General features: G+C 39.5%; 20 protein-coding genes and 1 pseudogene. 4 read left to right on the top strand and 17 right to left on the bottom strand.

Features of this window, described 5'->3' with window-relative positions:
• Window positions 1-54: 54 nt before the first annotated feature.
• The 10 genes from PLEUR7319_RS0123830 to PLEUR7319_RS0123785 form a co-directional block, all read right to left on the bottom strand.
• The gene (locus tag PLEUR7319_RS0123830; RefSeq protein ID WP_019507742.1) at window positions 55-1,812 is read right to left on the bottom strand and encodes a calcium-binding protein; all 1,758 of its coding nucleotides are present in this window, start codon (window positions 1,810-1,812) and stop codon (window positions 55-57) included.
• Between the two features lie 186 nt (window positions 1,813-1,998).
• Complete coding sequence (locus tag PLEUR7319_RS0123825) at window positions 1,999-2,511, bottom strand: DNA topology modulation protein (protein WP_019507741.1); 513 nt, start codon at window positions 2,509-2,511, stop codon at window positions 1,999-2,001.
• A gap of 401 nt (window positions 2,512-2,912) precedes the next feature.
• Window positions 2,913-3,266 carry a 50S ribosomal protein L20 gene (gene rplT, locus PLEUR7319_RS0123820; protein WP_019507740.1) on the bottom strand — a complete coding sequence of 118 codons (354 nt, stop codon included), beginning with the start codon at window positions 3,264-3,266 and terminating at the stop codon, window positions 2,913-2,915.
• 98 nt (window positions 3,267-3,364) lie between these two features.
• Window positions 3,365-3,568: a 50S ribosomal protein L35 gene (gene rpmI, locus PLEUR7319_RS0123815; protein WP_019507739.1), complete on the bottom strand. Its 204-nt coding sequence runs from the start codon at window positions 3,566-3,568 to the stop codon at window positions 3,365-3,367.
• Between the two features lie 61 nt (window positions 3,569-3,629).
• Window positions 3,630-4,457 (bottom strand): SWIM zinc finger family protein, encoded by an 828-nt coding sequence (locus PLEUR7319_RS0123810; protein WP_019507738.1) that lies wholly within the window; start codon window positions 4,455-4,457, stop codon window positions 3,630-3,632.
• A gap of 207 nt (window positions 4,458-4,664) precedes the next feature.
• Entirely contained in the window at window positions 4,665-5,531 is an 867-nt protein-coding gene (locus PLEUR7319_RS0123805) for a D-alanyl-D-alanine carboxypeptidase family protein (RefSeq protein ID WP_019507737.1), read from the bottom strand.
• 18 nt (window positions 5,532-5,549) lie between these two features.
• Window positions 5,550-6,959 (bottom strand): NAD-dependent malic enzyme, encoded by a 1,410-nt coding sequence (locus PLEUR7319_RS0123800; RefSeq protein ID WP_019507736.1) that lies wholly within the window; start codon window positions 6,957-6,959, stop codon window positions 5,550-5,552.
• A 47-nt stretch (window positions 6,960-7,006) separates the two neighbouring features.
• Window positions 7,007-8,002: a tRNA dihydrouridine(20/20a) synthase DusA gene (gene dusA, locus PLEUR7319_RS0123795; protein ID WP_019507735.1), complete on the bottom strand. Its 996-nt coding sequence runs from the start codon at window positions 8,000-8,002 to the stop codon at window positions 7,007-7,009.
• A 172-nt stretch (window positions 8,003-8,174) separates the two neighbouring features.
• Window positions 8,175-8,837: a transcription antitermination factor NusB gene (nusB, locus tag PLEUR7319_RS0123790; protein ID WP_019507734.1), complete on the bottom strand. Its 663-nt coding sequence runs from the start codon at window positions 8,835-8,837 to the stop codon at window positions 8,175-8,177.
• A gap of 177 nt (window positions 8,838-9,014) precedes the next feature.
• The gene (locus PLEUR7319_RS0123785) at window positions 9,015-9,752 is read right to left on the bottom strand and encodes a DUF502 domain-containing protein (protein ID WP_019507733.1); all 738 of its coding nucleotides are present in this window, start codon (window positions 9,750-9,752) and stop codon (window positions 9,015-9,017) included.
• Between the two features lie 362 nt (window positions 9,753-10,114).
• Here PLEUR7319_RS0123785 and pgl point away from each other — a divergent pair, with 362 nt between their 5' ends.
• A complete protein-coding gene (gene pgl, locus PLEUR7319_RS0123780) occupies window positions 10,115-10,831 on the top strand; it encodes a 6-phosphogluconolactonase (protein ID WP_019507732.1) in 717 nt (238 codons plus the stop codon).
• 132 nt (window positions 10,832-10,963) lie between these two features.
• A complete protein-coding gene (locus PLEUR7319_RS0123775) occupies window positions 10,964-11,998 on the top strand; it encodes an FHA domain-containing protein (RefSeq protein WP_019507731.1) in 1,035 nt (344 codons plus the stop codon).
• 286 nt (window positions 11,999-12,284) lie between these two features.
• Here the strand turns inward: PLEUR7319_RS0123775 and PLEUR7319_RS0123770 are convergent, their stop codons facing one another.
• Entirely contained in the window at window positions 12,285-12,953 is a 669-nt protein-coding gene (locus PLEUR7319_RS0123770; RefSeq protein WP_019507730.1) for a hypothetical protein, read from the bottom strand.
• Between the two features lie 170 nt (window positions 12,954-13,123).
• Here PLEUR7319_RS0123770 and PLEUR7319_RS0123765 point away from each other — a divergent pair, with 170 nt between their 5' ends.
• Window positions 13,124-15,346: a lytic transglycosylase domain-containing protein gene (locus PLEUR7319_RS0123765; RefSeq protein WP_019507729.1), complete on the top strand. Its 2,223-nt coding sequence runs from the start codon at window positions 13,124-13,126 to the stop codon at window positions 15,344-15,346.
• A gap of 200 nt (window positions 15,347-15,546) precedes the next feature.
• On the opposite strand, the gene PLEUR7319_RS0123760 is transcribed toward PLEUR7319_RS0123765, so the two are convergent.
• The 6 genes and pseudogenes from PLEUR7319_RS0123760 to PLEUR7319_RS0123725 all read right to left on the bottom strand — a co-directional run bounded on the left by PLEUR7319_RS0123760 (window position 15,547) and on the right by PLEUR7319_RS0123725 (window position 22,931).
• Complete coding sequence (locus tag PLEUR7319_RS0123760) at window positions 15,547-15,774, bottom strand: AbrB/MazE/SpoVT family DNA-binding domain-containing protein (RefSeq protein WP_019507728.1); 228 nt, start codon at window positions 15,772-15,774, stop codon at window positions 15,547-15,549.
• Between the two features lie 413 nt (window positions 15,775-16,187).
• Complete coding sequence (locus PLEUR7319_RS0123755) at window positions 16,188-16,964, bottom strand: DUF928 domain-containing protein (RefSeq protein ID WP_019507727.1); 777 nt, start codon at window positions 16,962-16,964, stop codon at window positions 16,188-16,190.
• An 89-nt stretch (window positions 16,965-17,053) separates the two neighbouring features.
• Window positions 17,054-19,078, bottom strand: a complete 2,025-nt coding sequence (locus PLEUR7319_RS0123750; protein WP_019507726.1) for an HlyD family efflux transporter periplasmic adaptor subunit — start codon at window positions 19,076-19,078, stop codon at window positions 17,054-17,056.
• Window positions 19,079-19,211: 133 nt separating this feature from the next.
• Window positions 19,212-20,259 (bottom strand): annotated as a pseudogene (locus PLEUR7319_RS43640) (ISAs1 family transposase).
• Between the two features lie 71 nt (window positions 20,260-20,330).
• Complete coding sequence (locus tag PLEUR7319_RS0123730; protein WP_019507724.1) at window positions 20,331-22,385, bottom strand: peptidase domain-containing ABC transporter; 2,055 nt, start codon at window positions 22,383-22,385, stop codon at window positions 20,331-20,333.
• Window positions 22,386-22,727: 342 nt separating this feature from the next.
• Complete coding sequence (locus PLEUR7319_RS0123725) at window positions 22,728-22,931, bottom strand: bacteriocin (protein WP_019507723.1); 204 nt, start codon at window positions 22,929-22,931, stop codon at window positions 22,728-22,730.
• A 339-nt stretch (window positions 22,932-23,270) separates the two neighbouring features.
• Here PLEUR7319_RS0123725 and PLEUR7319_RS41435 point away from each other — a divergent pair, with 339 nt between their 5' ends.
• Window positions 23,271-23,423: a hypothetical protein gene (locus PLEUR7319_RS41435; RefSeq protein ID WP_019507722.1), complete on the top strand. Its 153-nt coding sequence runs from the start codon at window positions 23,271-23,273 to the stop codon at window positions 23,421-23,423.
• Window positions 23,424-23,618: the final 195 nt, after the last annotated feature.

Raw genomic sequence — 23,618 nt, 5'->3', positions numbered from 1 at the left:
TCTTTGCTTTCCCCTGCGATCAAGTTAAATCTCTAGTTTCCTTAAACGTTAACCTTAGATTAGCTCACTATATTCTATTGCATTCAATCCTGGTTCTACATTTTCCAATGTCGCTAATCCAGTTTCGCCCATATAGAATGTATGGTCATTAGTGTTGTAGGTTAGAGATTCGAGGGAAGATATTCCCAATTCAATACTTGAGAATTGAATTATATCGCCTTCTGAGAAATTAAAGTCTGTAATAGCATCTATGCCTTCAAAACCGAGAACAAAAGTGTCGGCACCAGCACCTCCAGTTAGAGTATCGTCACCGTCTTCACCGGACAATAAATCATTCCCGTAACCAGCAATTAAATTATCATTTCCAGCACCACCTGAAGCGATGATATCTGTAAAGGTTTGGCTTGCATCTAAGTAATCATTGCCATCACCGCCATTAAAGATGACTGATTGTACGTCAGTACCAGTTAAGTCTTTAACGGTTAAACTATCGTCTCCACCAAGACCATTAATTTCAAATTGCTCGACATCATCAACATCGAGATTAATGGGAACTAAATTCAGTCGGTCAAAGGATGCTCTTTCACCATTAGCTTGTAACAATAACTCGTCGCCCGACTCCAGGGAGCCATTGAACTCAGTGACATCGTAACCTTCACCACCTTCCATGATGTCGCTTCCGTCACCATCATTCCAAATTAAGCGATCATCTCCTTTCCCGCCTTTAAATAAATCGCTGCCTTTATCACCAATGAGGGTATCGTCGCCATAACCCCCTTCGAGGATGTCGTCGTCATCGCCACCTCTGAGCAGATCGTTGACCTGGCTACCGATAAGAGTATCATGACCAGCACCACCATCAGCTGTGATCGGAACAGCAGTTTCACTAGCATCGAGGTAATCATTACCATCACCGCCATTAAAGACGACTGATTGTACGTCAGTACCCGTTAAGTCTTTGACGGTTAAGCTATCGTCTCCACCAAGACCGTTAATCTCAAACTGCTCGACATCATCAACATCGAGATTAATGGGAACTAAATTTAGTCGGTCAAAGGATGCTCTTTCACCATTAGCTTGTAACAGTAACTCGTCTCCCGACTCTAGGGAGCCATTGAACTCAGTGACATCGTAACCCTCGCCACCTTCCATGATGTCGCTTCCGTCACCATCATTCCAAATTAAGCGATCATCTCCTTTCCCGCCTTTAAATAAATCGCTGCCTTTATCACCAATGAGGGTATCGTCGCCATAACCCCCTTCGAGGATGTCGTCGTCATCGCCACCTCTGAGCAGATCGTTGACCTGGCTACCGATAAGAGTATCATGACCAGCACCACCATCAGCTGTGATCGGAACAGCAGTTTCACTAGCATCGAGGTAATCATTACCATCACCGCCATTAAAGATGACTGATTGTACGTCAGTACCCGTTAAGTCTTTGACGGTTAAGCTATCGTCTCCACCAAGACCGTTAATCTCAAACTGCTCGACATCATCAACATCGAGATTAATGGGAACTAAATTCAGTCGGTCAAAGGATGCTCTTTCACCATTGGCTTGTAACAGTAACTCGTCTCCCGACTCTAGGGAGCCATTGAACTCAGTGACATCGTAACCCTCGCCACCTTCCATGATGTCACTAGCGTCGCCATCATTCCAAATAAAGCGATCGTCTCCTTTTCCGCCAATTTTGAGATCGTCCCCTTTGTTGCCGATAATCGTATCATCACCTACACCACCATCAAGGGTGTCATTTTCATCAGTTCCGAGAATTAAATCGTTTATATTTTCACTTGTTTGGGTGTTCATGTTGTTTTATGGTTGATTTTTTTGAGATTATTTTCAATCTAAATATCAACCGAGAACAACTAGAGACTTAATCGAGAATAACTAGGGAAAAATTGCTGTAAACATATCGGCAATAAATTTTATTTAAAATATTTTATCTTTTTAATTAAGCGGTTATGGAAAAGAAACTTAGAATCCCACAACGCTTTATCGATCATTTGCTTGGTCAAGTAAACTTAATATTTGATGGGGATTTTGCAGAACAACAATTTGTTTATTAGCTCGATATTTGCTTAATTTATCGATAATTCTGTGACGATGCAATGTAGGAAAGTTCCAGACATATTGCAAAAATTCCCAGTTTAATCTTTCGGGACATTCAGCAGCCATATCAGGTCGGACTTTGCCAGGATACTCTAAATATCGTTTGATAACACGCCATAAACACAAATAACGATTGAAATCCAGCCAAATAATAGTATCTGCTGCTGTTAAACGAATATCCATCGTGCCACCGTAGTTACCGTCAATAATCCAGCGATCGCCTTTGACTAATTTTTGATGTGTTTCTAACCATCGATCTTGGTTGGATTCTTGCCATCCAGGTTGCCAATAATAAGCATCTAGGTGAATCACTGGCAAATTTAGCTTGCCGCCTAAAGCTTTCGCCAGAGTAGATTTACCAGCACCACAAGAACCAATAATCGCCACGCGCTGCATATTGCTATCTTTTGAAGACAGTAACTAACAATCAATATCTAGAAGTTACTTTAGCATTGACCATTTTGTTTGGTAGCTATGTGATAGCTAAAACTCCAACCATGCTGCTTAAAACCGAGAGATTCATAGAATTAATGATTGAGAATTGGTAAATCTTGCTTGGTTGCCAAACGAATGTCAATCTCTTTCATTGTCAAATCACTGTTTTGATAGTGAACTATTGCTCCGCCATTTTTAACTGATTTTGAAAACTACTAATTGAGAATCTCAACAGAAAAACTTACTATAAAAAAGTGTAAAACTCGGCTTAACGATTAAAACCGAGTCTTTTACGATTTATAGCCATTCAATTTAAGTGTCTATTCGCTGAATAACTAATTTGCTAAATCTATGACTTAGATTTACTTTGCTGATTTAGCTACTTCAACAACTTTCTCAAAGGCTTGAGGATCTACCATTGCCAACTGTGCTAACATCTTGCGGTTTAGACCCACTTCTGCTTTTTTAAGCTGGTGAGTGAATTTGCTGTAGCTCAAACCGTGCATTCTAGCAGCTGCGTTGATACGAGTAATCCACAGGCGACGAAAATCACGTTTGCGCTTACGGCGATCGCGATAGGCATTGCGTAATGCCTTCATTACTTGCTGGTTAGCAATACGAAATAGTTTGGAATGAGAACCACGAAAACCTTTAGCTAGTTTAAGGATTTTCTTGCGGCGTTTGCGGGCAACATTACCCCGTTTGACTCTACTCATAGTTAATGATTATGGATGTTGAATGTAATTATTGTTAGCAACTAAATTTAGTAGTATTAGTAGTAACTTTCAGGTAGTAAAAAAAATCGCAGCCAAAATTAGCTGTAGGGCATCATGGTGCGTACTGCTTTTTCGTCAGTCTCATGTACCAGAGCCATATTAGATAGACGACGACGAGTACGCTCTTTACTTTTACGTTCTAATAAATGGTTTTTAAACGCCTTGCGACGCATAATCTTCTTCCCACTACCAGTGACTCGAAAACGCTTGGCAGCAGATTTTTTGGTTTTTAGCTTAGGCATGGACTAGAGATAATTAAACACAATTTACAATTATACTCTGCTTCTATTGTTGATTACAAGCTTATTGCTCGCGATTTAATGCTGACATAAGTGCTTGTTGTCCTGCTGTTTGATATACCTGAGTTAAGTATTGTTGAACGGCATCAGCATCAGCAGCGGGGAGGGGAATATTACCCAAGATATCGAGAACAGTTTTGTTGTTTATCGGGGGCACAATTGCCACTAAGCTAGATTCTAAGGGTTCATCATATTGCCAAAAACTTTTGTTGTCTGATTTGACGATTGGTTCTGACTCTACAGCAGAATCAACCATCTTCAATGATTCTTTCAAGGGAACAGCTTCTAGTTCTGCCGCTGTTTGACTACGGATTTGCCTTAGACGCTCAATGATCTGATTTTTGGTACGTCCTCGTAACTGAAAAATAATAAAAGGATCTTCACTAAAGCGATCGCCTAACTGATAGTAAACCGCAGCGATATGCTTACAGGGATTAGCTTTATCAGGACAACTACAGCGAGAACGAACTTCGGTTAGGGCAAAGGGAAATAGACTTAAGCCACTAGCAGTAAAAACAGCCTCAATGGTTTCGGGCATTTCTCCAGCCAATAGTTGAGCCGAAAAAATAGCCTTTTCTGCTAGCTTGGCGATCGCATAATCCCAATCTTCATCACTAAATGATTCTAAGAATAAAGATACTCGATAAGGCTCTGTTTCGCTTCCTTGAACAACTGCTTTCGCTTTGGAGTCAGCAAAATCTATATTCAAAACATTGCCTTCTCTAGCGTAGTTACGTCCTCTCTCAAGACGTTTCTTAAACCGATAGGAGTTGAGTAATTCTAACCATCTTTCTACCCACCATTCGCGTTTTTCTACTTGAAAGTTTGTCATTTTTTTTAGCTCTAAGCTCTAAGCTCTAAGCTCTAAGCTTTAAGGTTCATTCTGCTTGATTTATTTTTATAATATTCGATTATTGATTACTGATTACTGATTACTGATTACTGATTACTAAATCCACTTGGTAAAAGTAGTGTTCAGTGTCTCAAGCAAAAAGTTTTTCCAACTAATACTGATTACTCATTACTCATTACTCATTACTTAGTTTCTAACCTTGTAAAACGTTTCCAGACTATGGCGATCGCCAACAAAACGCCAATGCCAGGGTTCATAGCTAACACCCTGTTCATTATTTGGTGGAAAAGATAGCTCAAAGCTATATCTGGGGGCATTTTGCTCTAACCAACGAAATGCAGCAGTATTGGCAAACGTAGGTTCTAAATGGGTTGCGGGGGCATTCCCATCGCCAAGATCGACTGCATAACCAGTATGATGTTCACTATATCCAGGTGGAGCACTGACTTTAGCTCGCTTGGTAGCATTTTGAACTCGTTGTTCTTTGATCCCAAAAAATAGCCGATCCTGATCTTCCATACTACGAAAAGCAGAAATAGGAATTAAACTTATGCCCTCAGCTTGAGCCGCTGCTTGCATTTGTCTAAACTTATCGGCAGCATTAGAGCGTAGCTGGAGCTGTCCATCAGCCGTAATGTTATCTAATTCTGATTCAGGGGCAACGTCGTAAGATAAGTGTCCCAGAAGTTCTCCTGAATTTGGTTGAGTTCGAGCAGTATCTTTATTACTATCTTGAATAGTATTTTGTTGTATTGCAGTAGTTTCTTTATTAGTTTCTGGAATAGATTTTTGTATAGTTTTAGTAGAAGTTTGACTATTGGAAATGTCAGGTTTAGCTGACGAATTGTCTGCTTCTATTTTTGGGAGAGATTTAGGAACTGTGTTTTCAGAAAATTGGCTGGGAGAGAAAAATAAGAACCATAAAACCGATCCAACCACCCCTATGCACAGTGCACTACTACCAACAATTAGGGGTAAAGATAACCAGGATTTTGATTGTTTCGGTAGTTCGACATTATCTCTTATAGCTTCTGGAATTTCGATTTCGTCCATAGTCAGTCAACAACTAGATTATTTGTTTACTGGATGCTTTTTCCGGGCAACATTATCTTTTTCAGCCGCTAAACATACTGCTGCTGCAACTGCTGTTGCAATTCTAGGATCAAATACCGAAGGAATAATATGTTCTCGATCTAGATCTTCATCGTTTACCAGGGCGGCAATGGATTTTGCTGCTTCTAAATACATATTGGTAGTAATAGCTGAGGCTCGACAATCTAACGCACCGCGAAAAACTCCTGGAAAAGCTAACACATTATTTATCTGATTGGGATAGTCACTACGCCCCGTTGCCATTACAGCTACGTCGTCATAGACTAGTTCGGGCTGAATTTCTGGGATGGGATTTGCCATTGCAAATAATATTGGCTGTTGTGCCATAGAATGTACCATTTCTGGTGTCACTACCCCTGGCGCGCTAACTCCAAGGAAGATATCAGCATTTTGCATGGCATCAGCTAAAGTTCCCTGAGCTTCCACAGCAAATCTTTGTTTTTCAGGATTTAGATTTTTTCGTTGACGGGAAATAATCCCTTGTGAATCACAAATCACTATATTATGGGCTCCTGCTTGACTTAAAAGGGAAGCAATCGCAATTCCTGCTGCTCCCGCGCCATTAATCACAATTTTAACCTCACTTAAAGTTTTTCCGACTAATTTAAGCGCATTATACAGAGCCCCTAAAACTACAATGGCTGTACCATGCTGATCGTCATGAAATACTGGGATATCAAGTTCTTTCCTTAATCTTTGCTCAATTTCAAAACAACGAGGAGCCGCGATATCTTCAAGGTTTACGCCTCCAAATACAGGAGCAATCTGTTTGACAGTCTTAATAATTTCTTCCGTATTCTGAGTATTAAGAGCAATTGGAAAAGCATCAATTCCGGCAAATTCTTTAAATAACAAAGCTTTTCCTTCCATAACGGGTAAAGATGCTTCTGCACCTAAGTTACCCAGACCCAAGACCGCACTTCCATCGGTGATCACGGCAACAGTATTACTTTTAATGGTGAGATTATAAACTTGCTCCGGTTTTTCAGCGATCGCTCTGCAAATTCGACCAACTCCTGGGGTGTATGCCATGGCTAAGTCTGACTGGGAGTGGAGAGGTAGTTTGCTTTCAACACAAATTTTGCCTCCCTCATGAATGGCAAAAGTGCGATCGCTATAACTAATTACTTTGACGCTGGGTAGGCTTTTAATTGCTTCGATTATTTTATCGCCCTGTTCACTACTGGCAGCATCGACCATCAGTTCTCGCTGAGTGTATTTCAGGTTGCGTTGCAGAAGTACAATATCGCCCAAGTTACCACCCACTGAAGCGATTGTACTCATAATTGAAGCCAATGCACCAGGACGATTGGGTATTTCTAATTCGATTCTTAAGCTAAAACTGGCACTGGGATTTAAATCTACCATTGTTTATCTATCATAGATTGATAGATTATTGTAGATCGCTTTATTGCCTATTTCCCAACCTTGGCCAGAGCATTACTAATAGTGAGCGAATCTGCATCAGATTGGCAGGCATGGCTACTAATATAACGTTTCCAAGCTTTGGTTCCAGGTCTCTGGGCAAATAACTGCAACATATGTCGGCTGATGGCATGGAGTTTGGTTCCCCTGGCAACCCAATAGTCAATGTACGGTAGCATTGCTTCAACAATCTGATGGCGAGTGGGCACGATCGCATCATCGCCGTAAATATCCCTGTCTACTGCAGCAAAGATATAGGGACGATCATAAGCAGCACGTCCAATCATTACTGCATCAACATACTGAAGATGAGTTTGGCTCTGTTCTAGAGTTGTAATGCCCCCATTAATTTCGATAAATAAATCAGGAAATTCTTGTTTTAGCCGATAGACATCTTCGTAACGCAAGGGAGGAATATTACGATTTTCTTTAGGACTTAAACCCTGCAACCAAGCTTTACGAGCATGGACAGTAAAATTGCTACAACCAGCTTCAGAAACAATCCGCACAAAATTGCTCATGTCCTCATAGCGATCGCTCTCATCAACTCCAATGCGATGTTTTACCGTTACGGGAATCTTTACAACCTTGCTCATTGCCGAAACCGCTGCCGCCACTAATTTTGGTTGCGTCATTAAACAAGCACCAAAGTTACCGCTTTGTACCCGAGGACTAGGACAACCGATATTTAAGTTAATGGCATCATAACCCCAATCTTCGCCAATTTTGGCACATTCTGCTAATCGCTCTGGATTATCCCCTCCTATTTGCAGAACTAAGGGTTTCTCTTCCGGAGAAAAATCTAACAGCTTGTGGCGATCGCCGTGAATTATCGCCTTGCTAGTAATCATCTCGGTATAGAGCAAAGTATGGCGAGTAATCTGCCGCATAAAGTAGCGATAATGACGATCTGTCCGATCCATCATCGGTGCAATACTCATCGGAGTATTGATACTTTCTTGTAGATTTAGGAAAGTGCTATTCATAATGCAACTACTAGTCGTCAACTTGGAAATGATAGATAGAAATGAGAGACAGAAGATTAGGCAGACAAGGAAGAAAATTTAAAACTTTCTAATTTCTAGATCTCTAAAGTATTAGTTATTTCGTTAAGAAAAACATAACTCCTAACTCCTAACTTCGAATTCCGAACTCACATCAATTATCAACTATCGATTTGTTTTTCTGACCTTCTTGCTCTTTAAGGCGATCGCTTAATCGTCGTAAAACTCCATTAATAAATCTAAATCCATCTTCATCGGAGTAACGTTTTGCCAACTCCACCGACTCGTTGATAGCAACTTTTTGAGGAATATCTAGATAAACTATTTCAGCTACGGCAATTCGTAAAATATCCCGATCAATTTGGGGTAAACGATTTAATTGCCAAGCTACTAGCACATCCTCAATCAATTGTTCAATTTCTTGGCGATGCTCATACACTGTAGCGATCAACTCTGTGGCATATTGCCTCACCTGTTCTTTGTTGGTAAGTTGCAAAAATTCAGGAAATTCCAGAGCCATTCCCAAACGATTAACAGCTGTTTGCGAAACTGACAGAGCATCTTGAACCATTACTTTCGCGCTGTTTAAATCACTAGCACGGGTTTCACTACTCAAAAGACGTTCTTGACCTCGCTTAATCTCTGCCGAAGCAGCTTCCAAATTATCTTGAACTTCACTCGTCAAAGTGCGAATAGCTGTCAAAATAAGACTATTTAAATCTTCTTCAGAGAGTTTTTTCCTCTTATTTTTAATTTGACTAATGCTTAAAAGCGCTAATTCTCGGGCAATGCTTCGGGGTTGTTTGCGGAGAGCCATGTTCTGTTTGATATGGGTTAAAAAGTTATTTGATCTGAAATACGTATTAGGTATTTTTTAGGTATCGGATTTTTCCTATTTCCCCTACACTACATTTACCAGGGCTTTCGTCCTTATTGGATAAGTGATAAATACATGTAGCAAAAGACTCCTTATCCCTCATCCTTTCGTTGACCCCTAACTTTCTTCTTCGATGGGAATTAATCCCGATTTTTCGGCTGTAAATGCATTTTCAATCGATATTTTCTTGCGTGGTTTAGGGTTGGATAGTGGAGGTTTAACATTCGGAGTTTCCGGACTAACAATTCCCCCAGAAATTAGTACTTTAAAGGCATCTTCAATAGAAATATCAATATCAATCGCCTCTTCTTGAGGAACTATGGCATACCATCCCGAAGTTGGATTGGGGGTTGTAGGAATAAAGACACTGATCATCTCTTCAACTAAATGGGACTGTAGCGGAGGGCTGACTTTTCCCGTAACAAAACCCATAGTCCATATTCCTTTGCGAGGATACTCCACTATGACCACACGTCTAAATTTGGTTTTAGAATCGCCCAGTAGAGTCTCTAAGATCTGTTTTAGTGTTTTATACACTGAACCAGCCAAAGGGATAGCCTGCAGAAATTGTTCTCCAAAATCCAGTAACCATCGCCCCACGATATTCCGCGCCATCAAACCGATGAGCAAAATACTGAGCAGGGGAACCGCTAATCCCACGGAAAAATTGAGTATAGTGGTCAAAAGCGGATTTAAGCCATCAAAAGGATTGATTTGTTTGGGTATACGGGTAAACAAATCAATTGCCCACTTGGCGATGGAAATGGACAGCCAAATAGTCGTAGCTAAAGGAATTACTACCAATAAGCCAGCTATTAAGTCGCTTTTTAAATCTTGTTTTAAACGTTGCAGCACAGAGCGATTACTCTCCTTACAACTGAATTTGTAATAATTTTGCTCCTATATAAGTTTTAAGACTTATAAAGAATTGTTGCAAGTATTGACATTTGCCCAGTAAGTATAAAAGTAGGATGAAGCTTTAGGATAAAGCGTTATTTATACTATAGAGCGATAGTGATCTCACATTCTACACTTTTACTGTGTTCCGATCTAAACTGTAGATCTCATCCGGACTAAAGATTCCTACAAAGATAACTCGGCTTGAAATAAGCATAATCCCTAAATATACTTAAGTTTTAGAAATTTTTCTAACCTAGAGCTTTAGGATTGAGTTAAATTATGCTTCTATTGATTTGAAAGACAACAAGCCAACTATTATGAACAGAATTGTTGAAGTTGTAGCCGATAAGGTTGCTTTGATCGAACGATCGCAAGAAATTATCTTATCCCGTTTACAAGCTGCGATTGAATCTAGAGATCGATTCACTATTGCCCTATCGGGTGGAAGTACCCCCAGACCTCTTTATGAAGCCCTTTCCAGTCAAGCTTTGCCCTGGTCTAAAATACATATTTTTTGGGGAGATGAACGTTATGTTCCTGCTACCCATCAAGACAGCAATCAATTAATGGCACGACAAGCTTGGCTAGATAAAATTGAGATTCCTGACGAGAATATCCATCCTATGCATACTAACTCAGCAAATCCGGCTCAAGATGCCCAAAAACATGAAGCTGAGTTGCAAAAGTTTTTCCAAACCAAGACGGGGGAAATACCGGTATTTGATTTAATTTTACTAGGTATGGGAGATGATGGACATACTGCCTCCTTGTTTCCTCACACTGATGCTTTGACAGTAAGCGATCGCTTAGTTACTGTGGGGAATAAGGATGGTCAACCTCGACTCACTTTTACTGTTCCTTTAATTAATCAGGCTCGTTGCGTTCTATTTGTTGTCGCAGGAGCGAACAAACGTCCGGCTCTAAAACAAGTATTTGCCGAACAAGCCGACGCAATGAACTATCCTTCTCGTTTGATTCAATCCCAGGGAGAACTATTTTGGTTGTTAGATCGAGCGGCAGGAGCAGAATTATAAAAACGCCAGAAAATATGCTCGCATTATTTCCGTAGCGACTAATTTTTGACAACCAGAAGCCTAACAGTAAAATAGTTAGGTAAAAAAATACCTATGTAGGTAGCAGTATAATAGCTAGTTTAAAAAATACCTATGATTACTTGCCCTAGTTGCAATCATCAAAATCCAGAAGGTTCATTGCAATGCGAAAATTGTTATACTCCCCTGCCAGCTACTATTAGCTGCCCCAATTGTGGAGCATCTGTACAAACCGATGCTACTTTTTGTGGTCAATGTGGTTTTAATCTGCAAGCAGAAAATCCCTTAACTACTACATCACTCGAAGAGACTGTAGTTGGCTCATTACCAGATATAGACGTATCTTTAGAATCTTTAGAAGAAATATCTGTTTCAGAAGAAATATCTTTATCTGAAGCACAGCCTGATATCTTACCTGAAACTGCCATGTCATCTCCCATCCAAAGTCCTTGGGATGACGATGAGGAAGAAGGCATGACTATTGGGCAAACCCAGTTTGTTGACAATGAGGTTCCGGAGATAGAGTCAACGGAAGTTATAAATTTTGCCTCATCGATTCCAGACTTAGATAATTCTGACAAGTCTCACAGCGAGTCTGTCAACGAATCTCAACCTAATACTAATATGCCCTGGGAATTAGATTCTCCAGATTTAGATGAATCCAAACCAGCGGGCGTAGCTCTAGAACCAGAAGTTGAAATTGAGCCGCTTTCCTCTTCAGCAGATTCCGCCCCAGTACAGACCGAAACTTCCAGTTCACCAGTACCCGAACCTACTTTTGCCCCGGTCAATACTATGTCTGGAGCTACTCAACTACAGATCCAAAGAGCTAACTTGCTTCATTTACAAACGAATACGACTATCGAAATAGCTCCTAATTTAGATGTAGTTCATATTGGTAAACCCAATGGTCAAATCCCTCCAGATATTGATGTAGCAGGTTTTCCAGACTCAGAAATTGTATCTCGGGTTCATGCTGATATTAGAATTGAGGGAGATGCTTATTACATTGAAGATGTAGGTAGTTCTAACGGAACTTATATTAATCATGCTCCTTTACTGAGGGGCAATCGTCATCGACTAAGACCCGGAGATCGCATTGCTCTAGGAAAAGGTGATTTAGTAACGTTCATTTTTCAACTCAATTAAACGGCGATTGCGGAGCCTGGACAAAGGGGTGAACGAAAAAAGGCGTGGGAGTTAAATAATAGAGACGCTTTAAGTAACAAGTAAAAAGTAACGTGTAACGGCAATTAAAAATTTTTGCCACCGTAAATTTCGCTCACCCTAGACAAAGTACCATCGCCTTTGGTGGCGAGTTTTGCTTAGTCGTACGTGGCTAAGTGGCAAAGCCAATCACTCTTGGTGGCGGGCAAAGCCTAATCGCCAAATGATATTGCAAAATGTTAAGAGACAATAAAAAGTTTCTTAAGATTCAACGTATAAATAAATCATCCTGCAGAGTAAGGTCTAAATCATTGTTGGGGTCAATGGAAACAAGTTCGACTTCGTTTCCTCCCAGCAGTAGTCCAGCTACAGCACCAGCACCAGCACCTCCAAGAACTTCAAGAGCATCAATATCCCCAAATATTTCTGCTAATACAGTTGCTGCAGCGCCTCCAATGGCAGCACCCTTGAGGATATCCCCGGCATTTGCTCCTTTTTTGACAGTTTCTCTACGAGTAACCACGTCTGAGATAGCATCAAGATCCTGAGTTGTACCATCGGGAAAGACTATTTCTTGAGCGTTAAAGAAAGAACCGGAACCATCTTCGCTAGGTTCAATTTGCCCGATAATCTCGCTGCCATAGGGAATGAGAGTATTACGTCTATTATCGCGAATATTAGCAGCAACAAGCAAGGTCGTGGGAACAGTTTCTTCTGGAGTGACTAAAATCTTTTCCTGTTCAAATTCTACGGGAATGACAAAGCCTCTAGGAACGGTATTAGAACTAATAGATCGTTCGTAATTATCGTAAGTAGGTTCTCTAGGGGGCTCATATTCTCTTTCTCTAGTTGGTCTTTGATCGGGAAACAGTTGTGCTTTGACAGGGGTTATATTAGCAAGGCTTGCTATCATCGCTGTGGAAACAGTGAGAGTCATGAAAATAGAGGTGGAGATTTTAGAGTATTTTGCGTTAAACATAACTAGGCAAAAATATTTTTTTTTAGGATTAATTATGTCCAATTGACGCAGAGCTACGGAGCATAGTTCCAATACTTAACTGTTTGCCGTCAAACAAGAGTTTAAGGTATAAGTCAGGCAAAATAACCATGCTAGAATCCCAATTGCGACCCAAACAAGACAAAAGACCTCCCACTAAAACCTCACTTTGGTCAAACAAGCGATTAATATTGCTAGTGTTAGTCGGTAGTTTAGGCTTATTAACTCTGCAAAGTAAAAAACATCATTGGTTTTTTCCATCGGTATTACAACAGGAGCGGACAAAAACAACATCTCCTTTGTTAGCTGTACGTTCCCTTGCTCCTAAAGCAAGAGCAGAGCAACTAAAAGCGATCGCCACTGGAACGAAATTAGCTCCTAATCAGGCATCAATTACCCTCCGTGACCAATACCGGGCTCGTTATCTCTTAGCCTCAGATCTGCTACAGCAACAACAGGGAAAACTGGCTTTAAAATACCTGCAAGAATTGGCTCAAGACTATGCTCTGCTAAGCCCACAAATTCTGCTCAAGACCGCCCAAGCTTATCAACAAGACCAACAAGACCAAGCTGCTCAGAAAACTTTACAAGATTTAATCGAAACCTATCCTAATTCTCCCCTGGCTGCCAATGCTCTCTTGATGTTAGATGGTGACAAATCTCAGCATGAAGCCAAGTTAATTGAAGAATTTCCCGATCATCCTCTGACCCAGGCCATTGCCCGTCAACGTTTGAGTCAAAATCCTGACCAGTTTGATCTCTTACTTTTATTAGCTAAATATAGTCGAGAGTCAGACTTGAACCAAATTCGCGATCGCCTAGTATTGGAATATCCGGGAGAATTAAGTTCGGAAGATTGGGAAGCGATCGCCGACGGTTATTGGCGAGATGAAGAACATCGTAAAGCTGCCGATGCCTATTCTTATGCTGCTCCGACACCGCGTAATCTCTTCCGCGCTGCGAGAGAGTTTCATCGTAATGGTAATATTGACTCCGCCCGACGAGCTTATCAAAGATTGTTGAATGAATATCATGATGCCAGGGAAGCAGGACAAGCGTTGGTTCACTTAGCTAGTATTTCTAGTGGTGATGAGGCGGTCGTATATTTAGAAAAGGCGATTGCTAAATTTCCCACTGTTGCACCCCAAGCTTATCTTTCTAAGGCGATCGTCCATGAACGATTTAGCAAGCATCAAGCAGCTAATCAAGCCCGAGAAAAATTATTAACTCAACACAGCAACTCCTCTACTGCTGTTGAATATCGCTGGAAAACAGCCCAGAAACTAGCTGCTAACGGCAATAAAGAAGATGCTTGGCAATGGATGCAGCCCTTAGTTAAGTCTAAATCCTATCTAGACCTAGATTTTGCTCCTAAGGCTCTCTACTGGACGGGAAAATGGGCCACAGAAATCGGCAAACAGGATGCAGCCCAAACTGCTTTTACTCAGACGATTAGACATTATCCTCAATCCTATTGGGCATGGCGCTCGGCTGTGAAGTTAGGTTGGGACGTAGGTGATTTTAATCAAGTACGCCCGTTAACTCCCGCCCTGGATTTATCAGAAACGTACAATCCGCTACCAATGGGTTCAGAAGCTCTACAAGAATTATATTTTCTGGGGCAATATCAGGATGCGCAGCTACTTTTACAATCTGAAATAAGTCAACATCAGCAGCTTACAGTTAAAGAACAATTTACTGAAGGTATCCTGAAGTTACACCTAGGTCAATATAGTGAGGGTATGCAGCAAATCTGGGATTTATCCGAACGAGAAACCCCTCAAGAAAAACAGCAATGGAAAACTTTGCGCCAAACTACAGCCTACTGGCATGGTTTATTTCCTTTTCCATACCAAGATAAAATCCTCAAATACTCTAAACAAGAAAAGATCAATCCCTTGCTGGTCATTTCCGTCATGCGGAAAGAATCTACTTTCAATCCAGAAATCGACTCGGTTGTAGGTGCAATCGGTTTAATGCAAATTGTCCCCCCTACCGCTGAATGGGTTGCCGATCAAATAAAACTGCCAGATTATTCCCTTACCAATCCTGAAGACAACATCAAAATTGGCACTTGGTATCTATCCCACAATCATCACCGTTACAATGACAGTTCCTTACTCGCAGTAGCTAGCTACAATGCTGGTACAGGTAACGTTAGTAACTGGTTAGAAAGGTATGGCATTAATGACCAAGATCGCTTTGTAGAACAAATACCCTTTGCCGAAACAAAAGATTATGTCGAGGGCGTGTTTGGCAATTATTGGAATTATTTGCGGTTATATAATCCTGAAATACGCCAGAAGGTGGATAGCTTATCTAAGCAAAAGTGAGTTTGGAGTTCGTAATTCGGAGTTCGTAATTCGGAGTTCGGAGTTCGGAGTTCGGAGTTCGGAGTTCGGAGTTCGGAGATCAAGAAAGTAGTGTGTTAATTGTAGTTTGGAGGAAAATAGCAGATACAAAATCATCAAGATTTAAAGTTCGAGAGTATTTTAATTTTTTTTTAATAATCCTTTAATTACCTCTTCTTCGGCTAGTAGAAGTCGAATTCCTTAAGATCGGCTTCGTTATGCTCTTCAAATTCTTTAAGGCGATCGCTGCTATAAACTTCTACCGAAAATGTAACACCAGGGCGAAGTAGTAATCCTACTTCAGTATCTTCTATGACAATCTTTCCACCATTTTTAAGATTATATTTACGTCTTAGATCTTTGGGTAAAATTATTTCTCCATGCTCACCAATTGTGACTATTTTTAGCATTTCATATTGGCTGAAATAAAGTAAGTCTCATATGAATTAAACTCGTAATTTCAAGTAAAAATTAGCTAGCAAAGCAGATATCTTAACTAAACTTTAGTTACGAAGGGGCTTGGGGAAGCCGTCACTTCCCCAATGGGGGGTCTCCTAAAAGGATACCGCTTCGCATATGGGGGAAAGTTCCCCCAGAGATAAATACAGTTTTGAAGGATAAATTAACAACAAGATAGTTCAGAATTAAGCATTATTAATCCACATCAAGCGTATTACAAAAACTAGAGGATATTTGTAGTATTGCTTATTGGGTGAGGGTATACTATTTGTGGCAACTAAATCTAAGAAATGAAGATGACAATCATCTTATCGATTCACCATGAATTAGTTGGTTCTGGGTAGTGCATCAAAAAAATGAGGAATTACTCAAGATATTTTTTTGAATCCACTAAAGGCTCGGCAATAATCCAGTCTAGTTTGATTGACCTTAAGATATCATTCCAATCTTTCGTTAACTGTTCATTTGCTGGAGTAGCAAAATGTAATTCCGCTAAATTGGCGATCGCATCATACCAAATTCCCTGATCGCGATAAACCAAATACTCTGAAGATTGAGCAGACTGTAATTGATTTTTAATTTCTGAGGTGATAGGAATGCGTCGAATCCAACCTTGCAAAAATAAATCAGGAACAATTGCTTGATTTGATTGACAGTCCAGATTGAATCGCCAATGATAGGTTTGATTCTCCACCAGAGCATAACGTGCTTCTTGAGGCAGTTGAATTTTGATAATTCCTGGCTGTTGATTTAGCTGAACTGAAGTATGATAAATCGTTTTTGTTTGAGTTTCATCAAGCAGTAAAAACTCCATTAAACTGATGTCTTTTGCTCCATAGGGAACATAAAATAAAAAAGTTGGGAATTCCGACAGGGTAAAATCCTGTCCTCGATTAGCGAATAAACCAGTAAGAGGTTTGGGAGTGTCGGGACAATTTGCTTCAGGTCGTGTGGTTCCTGGGGTCGTGTGTCCTGAAGGAGTTCCTGTCTGAGGAGCCTTTGGTCTTTTTGCCTCAGCTATCAAAGGATAACCCGCAATCGCCATGAATAAAGCAGTAGTTAATATTTTTTGAATCAAACCCTTAGATAAGTCGATTATTATCAATTGTGTCTTGGTATCAATCAAAAAATTATTACCCATTACTCATTACTCGTTACTTGCTACTCGTTACTTGTTACTCGTTACTCGTTACTTCCGAAACTTTAGTGTCCTAAGATAATTTTGTACAGCTATAAGTCTGTAAGGAGTTTCGCTTTTCGGAGGAGAAATTTAAGTAAAGTTTCTTCTGTGGTAACTATATCGGCTCTGCCTTCCATACCCAATTGAATCCTACACTTATTTATACCTTGACTTAATGTTAGATAATCGGGTTGCAGCTTAACCCTATAAAAAGAAGCAGTATTTGTGGGACTGGCATTCTGATTGTTAGGCGAATTAGGATTGCTGACTACAGGAATGGCATCAGGAGAAATCTTCTTAACTATTCCTGGGAGAGTGCCATAATCTGGATAGGGACAGGCAGATATTCTAACCTGTGCCTCTTGACCAATTTGAACCTTACCAATATCACTAGATGAGACTAAAGCTTCCAGTGCTAAAGAGGTCTGTTTAGGGGCGATTTGAGCAATTTCACTGCCTGGCTGAACTGTCTGACTAGGATTCCGTAAAGATAATTGAAATAAGACACCACTTTCAGGAGCTTTGATGACAGTTTGCTCTATATCTCGACCTAATTGCTGTAACTCGCTAGAATCTCGCGCTAATTGTTGTTCTAATTCAATTCGTTGTTGAATCATGGCTTCTAGTTCTCGTTTTAAAGCTTCTGCTGCCGCATCACCACTAGCTCGTTCTTGAGCAATTCTTTCACTGGCGATTGGCTCTGCCAGTGCGCTTCGCGCAATCGCTACTTCCCCATTGTTAGGATTTAGAGCGGCGCGGACATTATTTAATCTTGCTTGAGCAGCTACGACTGCCTGTTGTTGTCTGGCTATACCCCGCTTTTGCTCTTCAACAGTGGCTTGTTGTGCTGCTACTTGCTGTTCTAACTGCTCAACTTCTAGTTGGGCTTCTTCCAATTGATTTTGCGATAAAGCTCCTGTGATCGCAATGTCTTGATAACGGTTACGTCTCGATCTAGCAGAAGCAAGGGCAGCTTGATTAGACTTCAAGTTAGCTTGGGCTGAAGTAAATTGTGCCTGAGCTTGATGCCATTCTTCTTCAGCCAATCTCACATTAGCTTCTGCTTCTGCTACCTCAGCAGTGCTGGTAATCTGTCGATCCTGATATTCTCTTTGACTACGACTAAGTTCTACTGTAGCTACTTCAATTGCTCTTTGAGTATGCTCTTGTTCTGCTTTGATTTGACGTTCAAGAGTGTGAATTTGAGCATTGATTTGTCCTAACTGTAGTCGAGACTGTTGAATTTGGCTTTTTACCTGACTAGTCTGGGTTTCTAGGCGGGAATTATCGATAGTTGCAATAATCTCTCCTTGTTGAATCTGCTGATTTTCTGTAACATTAATAGCAACAACCGTTCCCTCAGTTTTTGCTTCGACGATTCTTAATTCTCCCGCAGGACGAACTTTAGCTTCGGCTTTTACTGTCATGTTATAGGGTGTAAATGCTGAAATTGCGATCGCAATACCTACCGATCCGACCAAAAATAATCCCCCCAGTCTCGTCCAAGGACTGATTGCAGGCATAAAATCATTTTCATCAACTGAGGTTAAGACATTAGTTCTCGGTTGATGGATTAGACTATCTGCTTTATCTTCAGAAACTATTGGAGTATCGGACTTGTCCTCTCTAATAAATTTGGGTTGCACATAGTTTTCTGTACTTGACGGCAGAGAAAAGGTGGAGTTTGATGGCAAATTACTACTTAGCAGTAAGGTATCAGCATTGTTCGCACTGTCTCCCAGGGCTACCAAGCCATTAACAATATCTTGATAATCAATAATCTTTTCTTCTTTTCGTTCCGCCATTGTTTGGATGTAGCGAAACAGATTCCAAAATGCGACTTGAATCAGGAAAAGATCTAAATCTCCCATTAGTTTTTGAGCAATTTTATGGGGAGAGTAACCACAAAGTAAGCCGCGCAAACATACTTCCTCTAGTTCGCTGAGTAGTGCTTGCTCTTTTTCCAGTTTAATGGCTTCAATGCAATTATAAATTTTTCTCAGATTACGCTTTTTATTAGCTTCGATAAATAGTTGGCGGTAGTTATTGATGGTTATTTCTTGATTATTATTCATGATTCAGACCACCAAAAAATGTTGATGTTCTCCAGCTTGGTAATTTAACTCTCGGCGATCGCCCTGTAGTTTTACCTGTCCTTCTTCCAACATGACAATCCAATCTGCCTTACTAATTACTGGAGGACCAGGGCTATTTCATTCTAAAAAGAGAAGCAATCTGTTTTAAACTGAATTGGCATTTACGTTGTGCCTGAGCCATATTGTCAAATCCAGAATCTCGATATAAATTGAGAGCTAAGTTACGTGCGATCGCTAAAATCTGAGGTAATGGTAAGGTACGAATTCTAGATTTGTCTTCTCCTTGAGTAACATCGCGAACATAGTGAACTTTATTTTCTACACCCCAATAACCACGAATTCTTTGATAAAACTCGAAGGCTGATTCGGTCAAATCAGAGATATAGTATCTGGTACTAAACTCCGTTTTATACTTGAGTTGGCGTTCTGATTCTACTTTAATGAGCGTTTTAATACTCGACCATTTAGGCAACTTCAAATCTAAGTAAGCAGTACTAACTCTGCGTTTTTCGATTCTTCCGTGACCTTTAAAAATATTGTAAAAACTGTCATGTTCGACAAATTTCGTTTTTACAGCTTGATCTAGTTTGGGTTGATTTCCTTTGACAGCAGCAAGATAGTGATTTCCGCTATTGATAATTGTTTCAATAGTTTTTTTGTGTATTGATTGCATCAAATGCAAAAACTACCCCTTCAACGGCTAAAGCCTCAATAAATTTGGGTATTGCGGTAATTTCATTACTCTTGTTTTTAACTTTTTCTGGTCTTAGGATTAGTCCTCTTTCAACTAGGTAAGCCGTAACTAATGTGATTGCCTTGTGTGGCTCACAATGAGGGTTGTCTGACGAAAGTAAGTATGAGCCTTTTAACACTTTTCCGTCCAATGCCAAAGTCTCACCTGCTAACGGTTTGATTTCAAAAAAACTTGCTAATCTAGCTGAATACTCCTCGTAATCCAAATTTAATAATGCTCTCCTAATTGTGCTGTAAGAAGGGATTCTTCTGACTTCAAATAACTCTTTTAATTCTTCACTGTACGATTTTAGCCAATCTCCGAGCGCAAGAAAGCCTTGGTTGCCTGCTGTCACCCCCAGTGTAAACAGAGCCAAACATAATTGTAATGAATGCCTTGTTCCCTGTTTTCTTCTACGATCTGGCATTCGAGAGAATGCTTCTATTATCGCTATTTCACTCACTTTTCTAGTTTATTTACACTACCACAATTACAATATCACCTAGAATGAAATAGCCCTGCTGGAGGACGATGACTGATGATAATTGTGGTTTGATAACTGCGTTCAGTTAAAAGATTTTGTAAAACTTCTGTCTCGCTTATAGGATCGAGTGCGCCAGTAGATTCATCTAAAATCAATACGGGAGGACGATTAACTATAGCTCTCGCCAATGCTAATCTTTGTCTTTGTCCACCGGAAAGATTGGAACCAAATTCCCCCAGAATAGTGAGATATTTATCGGGTAGTTTACTAATAAATTTATCTGCTCCAGTAATCTGACAAGCTCTAACAATTTGTTCAAAGGAGATATCGGGATTACCTAAACGAAAATTTTCAATAATTGAGCGACTCCAAAAGTGTGCTTCTTGGGGAACTAATGCTACTTGTTGTCTAAAACAATCTAAAGCTAAATCTTGTTGATTATAAATACCAAAACAAATATTTCCTGACTGGGGTTGATACAAACCAGCAATTAATTTCGCCAAACTACTTTTACCGCAACCAGATTTACCAATTAAGGCGGTAACTTTACCTCCAGGAATAGTTAAATTAAAATTTTCTAGTAAATCGACTCTTCCTGTATGGTGAAAATTCAGATCGGCACAAATAATATCTGCCTTACCGTTGATTTTTGCCCAGGGTTTATCTAGCTCTGCTGTATTTTCTGGCGTGGCTTGAATTACTTCAGTTAAACGTCGAGTAGCAGTTTTAGCGCGAGCAAATTCATCGACAAAATCAACAGTGGTATTAACAAAAGAATTAAAGTTGCTGTTCATACTATTAAATGCCAACAACATCCCAATACTTAGATATTGTTCGATAACTAAATTACTGCCAAACCACAGTAGAGTGATACTGCCAACACTAGAAAATAAGTTAGAAAAAATACCGTTAATATAACTAATCTGTATAGTCTTAAAAGTAAAGTTAGCTAGACGACTATAGCGAGTTTGAAATTCCGACCAAAATTGAGGTGCTGCTGTAGTAGTTTTAACTGTAATCGCACCTTTGAAAGTTTCCACGAGTATGCCCTGATTCTCTGCCGAGAGAGCCATTGTCTGACGCACTTTTTGTTGCAGCGTGGGCATAAATACAATTGTCGATAGAGTCATCAGTCCCGCTATGATTAAGGCAATCAGACTTAACTTAGGGCTGTAGAAAAACATTATTCCTAAGGAAATAAGAGCCACAAAAAACTGACTGGGTAAACGCACTACCGCTTGAGCAATTAATTGATTGATTTCTCGAATATCTTCAAGCCGACTAACAATTTCACCACTACGACGGGTTTCATAATAAGTGAGGGGTAAACGTAAAATTTGCCGACCAAATTCAAAGACTAACCCCAACTTAATCCGTTGAGCAAAGTGCGCAATTAAATTGGATTGTACTAGGCGCAAACTACTTTTAACTAAATGCATTATAGTTACAGCGATCGCAACTCTAGTAAGTAGCTGAGTATCTCCTCTAACTAAGACATCATCAGTTAATATCTGCAATAAAAAGGGAGAAGCTAAAGACAGTAATCCCAATACACAGTTAATTAATAAAGTCTGCCCTAAGATTCCTTTGTAGGGCAAAATTCGCTTGAGGAAATGACTAAATCCACCAATCTGATCGCGATCATCTTCTTGCTCATCAAACCTCACTGGATCGGGTTCGAGTAATAACATTACTCCATCTGTCCAACCCTCTAAAAATGATTTCTGATCTAAAAACCTAACTCCTAAACCAGGATCGGCAACAACATATTTATTGCCTTTTTTGCCATATAAAACTACCCAATGATAGCCCTTCCAATGAATAATTGCTGGCAAAGGTAAAACTTCTTTATTGACTATTTCCAAAGAAGCTTTAATAGCTCTAGTATTAAAACCAAGAGTTTCTGCACCTTGTTTTATACCCAAAAGACTAGTCCCCTGCTGTCTTGTTCCTACTACTTCGCGACAGCGACTTATAGTAAAAGTTTTACCATAATAATTACAAATAGAAGCAAGACTAGCAGCACCACAATCTTCTTCACTATGCTGTTTGACAAGTTTATATCTCATAAAATATGTTCAATCTAAATTATTTTTTTCTTAAATAAAAATATGATAATCAAAATAATAAATTTAAAATTATCAAGCTTCTTCGTTCTAATTTATCTTGATATTTATCAATAAAAGCAGTATTTAAAAATGGATTTTGATTTTACTTGATTGTAACTATTATTGATATATTACTTGAGAACAAATTATTAAAATCAAGATGAAAATCAAAAAAAAAAAACAACACGAACAACTTACGAAACTAATTTTTTTTACTTTTTAACTAAGCTCCTTGGGGGAAAGGTTTTGGAGCTTCCCCCAAGTGCTCTTGGGCTATTTTATTAACTTATTAACCTAGACAAATTAATTAACTTTTAAGCTACCAAGCTCACCTTTTTCAGGAGGATTGTACCAAACGAGTACACCTTCACAGTCAGTAAGTACTGAATAAGTTCCACCATCTGGTGCAGGTTTTTCCTCTATACTTGAATTACAACCACCTTTTATTTTTTGTAATTCTTCGGTATTTAATTCTGTTAATAATGTCTCATGCTTAAGATAATCCATCTATTTCTCCTTTGTGTTTTTTACTTATTTAAATGTTCAATTTCTTGAACAATTACATCTGACTGCCTGACACATCTATGTCAATCCTATATTTTCCGTAGAAATTGGATTTTGTCAGTACGCTATTTCAATGTTTTGATGTGATCGCTTTGTCAAAAAACACCTTTTTACTGAAAAAACCATAATCCTTACAGAAAGGTAGTTTGAGGTACTTGTGTCAGGCAGTCAGCAATTACATAGTTACAGAATGATTACCGAGTTTAAGACTGAGAACAACTGACAAGTTGCTGACTTTGTATTGAGTTGTCACTAACTTGATTTCAATTTAGTTTGTATTTAATGATCGCTTTGTTAAAACCTTTAAATAGTAAAGACAGTATTGACTTTTCGCGATCAGAATTACTGCCAAGAGGCGATCTCCGTTCTGAAACGAAAAAAGCGATCGCTCTGACAATAATTATAAATGCGATCGCTTTTTTGAATTCTTATTGAAATAGATACTTCAGTACGAACAATTCCAGGATTTGTCGAATAAATAAACTATGACAAAGAGATGACTGAAAACTTGACTGAGTTTGTATTGACTTATATTTGAGTTTTAGAAATAAGAGCGATTACTTTGAAGCTAGAAGAAAAAGCGATCGCTTGATAAAATATACAAAATCAATTTTATAAATATTGACAAGT

The sequence above is a fragment of the Pleurocapsa sp. PCC 7319 genome (assembly GCF_000332195.1).
Classification (GTDB): domain Bacteria; phylum Cyanobacteriota; class Cyanobacteriia; order Cyanobacteriales; family Xenococcaceae; genus Waterburya.
Note: the sequence above shows the minus strand (reverse complement) of the source record. Positions and strands in the feature narration are given on the sequence as shown.

Coding starts and splice junctions, on each gene's coding strand:
- PLEUR7319_RS0123830 (WP_019507742.1), bottom strand. CDS start 1,812: ATGAACACCCAAACAAGTGAAAATATAAACGATTTAATTCTCGGAACT.
- PLEUR7319_RS0123825 (WP_019507741.1), bottom strand. CDS start 2,511: ATGCAGCGCGTGGCGATTATTGGTTCTTGTGGTGCTGGTAAATCTACT.
- rplT (WP_019507740.1), bottom strand. CDS start 3,266: ATGAGTAGAGTCAAACGGGGTAATGTTGCCCGCAAACGCCGCAAGAAA.
- rpmI (WP_019507739.1), bottom strand. CDS start 3,568: ATGCCTAAGCTAAAAACCAAAAAATCTGCTGCCAAGCGTTTTCGAGTC.
- PLEUR7319_RS0123810 (WP_019507738.1), bottom strand. CDS start 4,457: ATGACAAACTTTCAAGTAGAAAAACGCGAATGGTGGGTAGAAAGATGG.
- PLEUR7319_RS0123805 (WP_019507737.1), bottom strand. CDS start 5,531: ATGGACGAAATCGAAATTCCAGAAGCTATAAGAGATAATGTCGAACTA.
- PLEUR7319_RS0123800 (WP_019507736.1), bottom strand. CDS start 6,959: ATGGTAGATTTAAATCCCAGTGCCAGTTTTAGCTTAAGAATCGAATTA.
- dusA (WP_019507735.1), bottom strand. CDS start 8,002: ATGAATAGCACTTTCCTAAATCTACAAGAAAGTATCAATACTCCGATG.
- nusB (WP_019507734.1), bottom strand. CDS start 8,837: ATGGCTCTCCGCAAACAACCCCGAAGCATTGCCCGAGAATTAGCGCTT.
- pgl (WP_019507732.1), top strand. CDS start 10,115: ATGAACAGAATTGTTGAAGTTGTAGCCGATAAGGTTGCTTTGATCGAA.
- PLEUR7319_RS0123775 (WP_019507731.1), top strand. CDS start 10,964: ATGATTACTTGCCCTAGTTGCAATCATCAAAATCCAGAAGGTTCATTG.
- PLEUR7319_RS0123770 (WP_019507730.1), bottom strand. CDS start 12,953: ATGACTCTCACTGTTTCCACAGCGATGATAGCAAGCCTTGCTAATATA.
- PLEUR7319_RS0123765 (WP_019507729.1), top strand. CDS start 13,124: ATGCTAGAATCCCAATTGCGACCCAAACAAGACAAAAGACCTCCCACT.
- PLEUR7319_RS0123760 (WP_019507728.1), bottom strand. CDS start 15,774: ATGCTAAAAATAGTCACAATTGGTGAGCATGGAGAAATAATTTTACCC.
- PLEUR7319_RS0123755 (WP_019507727.1), bottom strand. CDS start 16,964: ATGGGTAATAATTTTTTGATTGATACCAAGACACAATTGATAATAATC.
- PLEUR7319_RS0123750 (WP_019507726.1), bottom strand. CDS start 19,078: ATGAATAATAATCAAGAAATAACCATCAATAACTACCGCCAACTATTT.
- PLEUR7319_RS0123730 (WP_019507724.1), bottom strand. CDS start 22,385: ATGAGATATAAACTTGTCAAACAGCATAGTGAAGAAGATTGTGGTGCT.
- PLEUR7319_RS0123725 (WP_019507723.1), bottom strand. CDS start 22,931: ATGGATTATCTTAAGCATGAGACATTATTAACAGAATTAAATACCGAA.
- PLEUR7319_RS41435 (WP_019507722.1), top strand. CDS start 23,271: ATGATCGCTTTGTTAAAACCTTTAAATAGTAAAGACAGTATTGACTTT.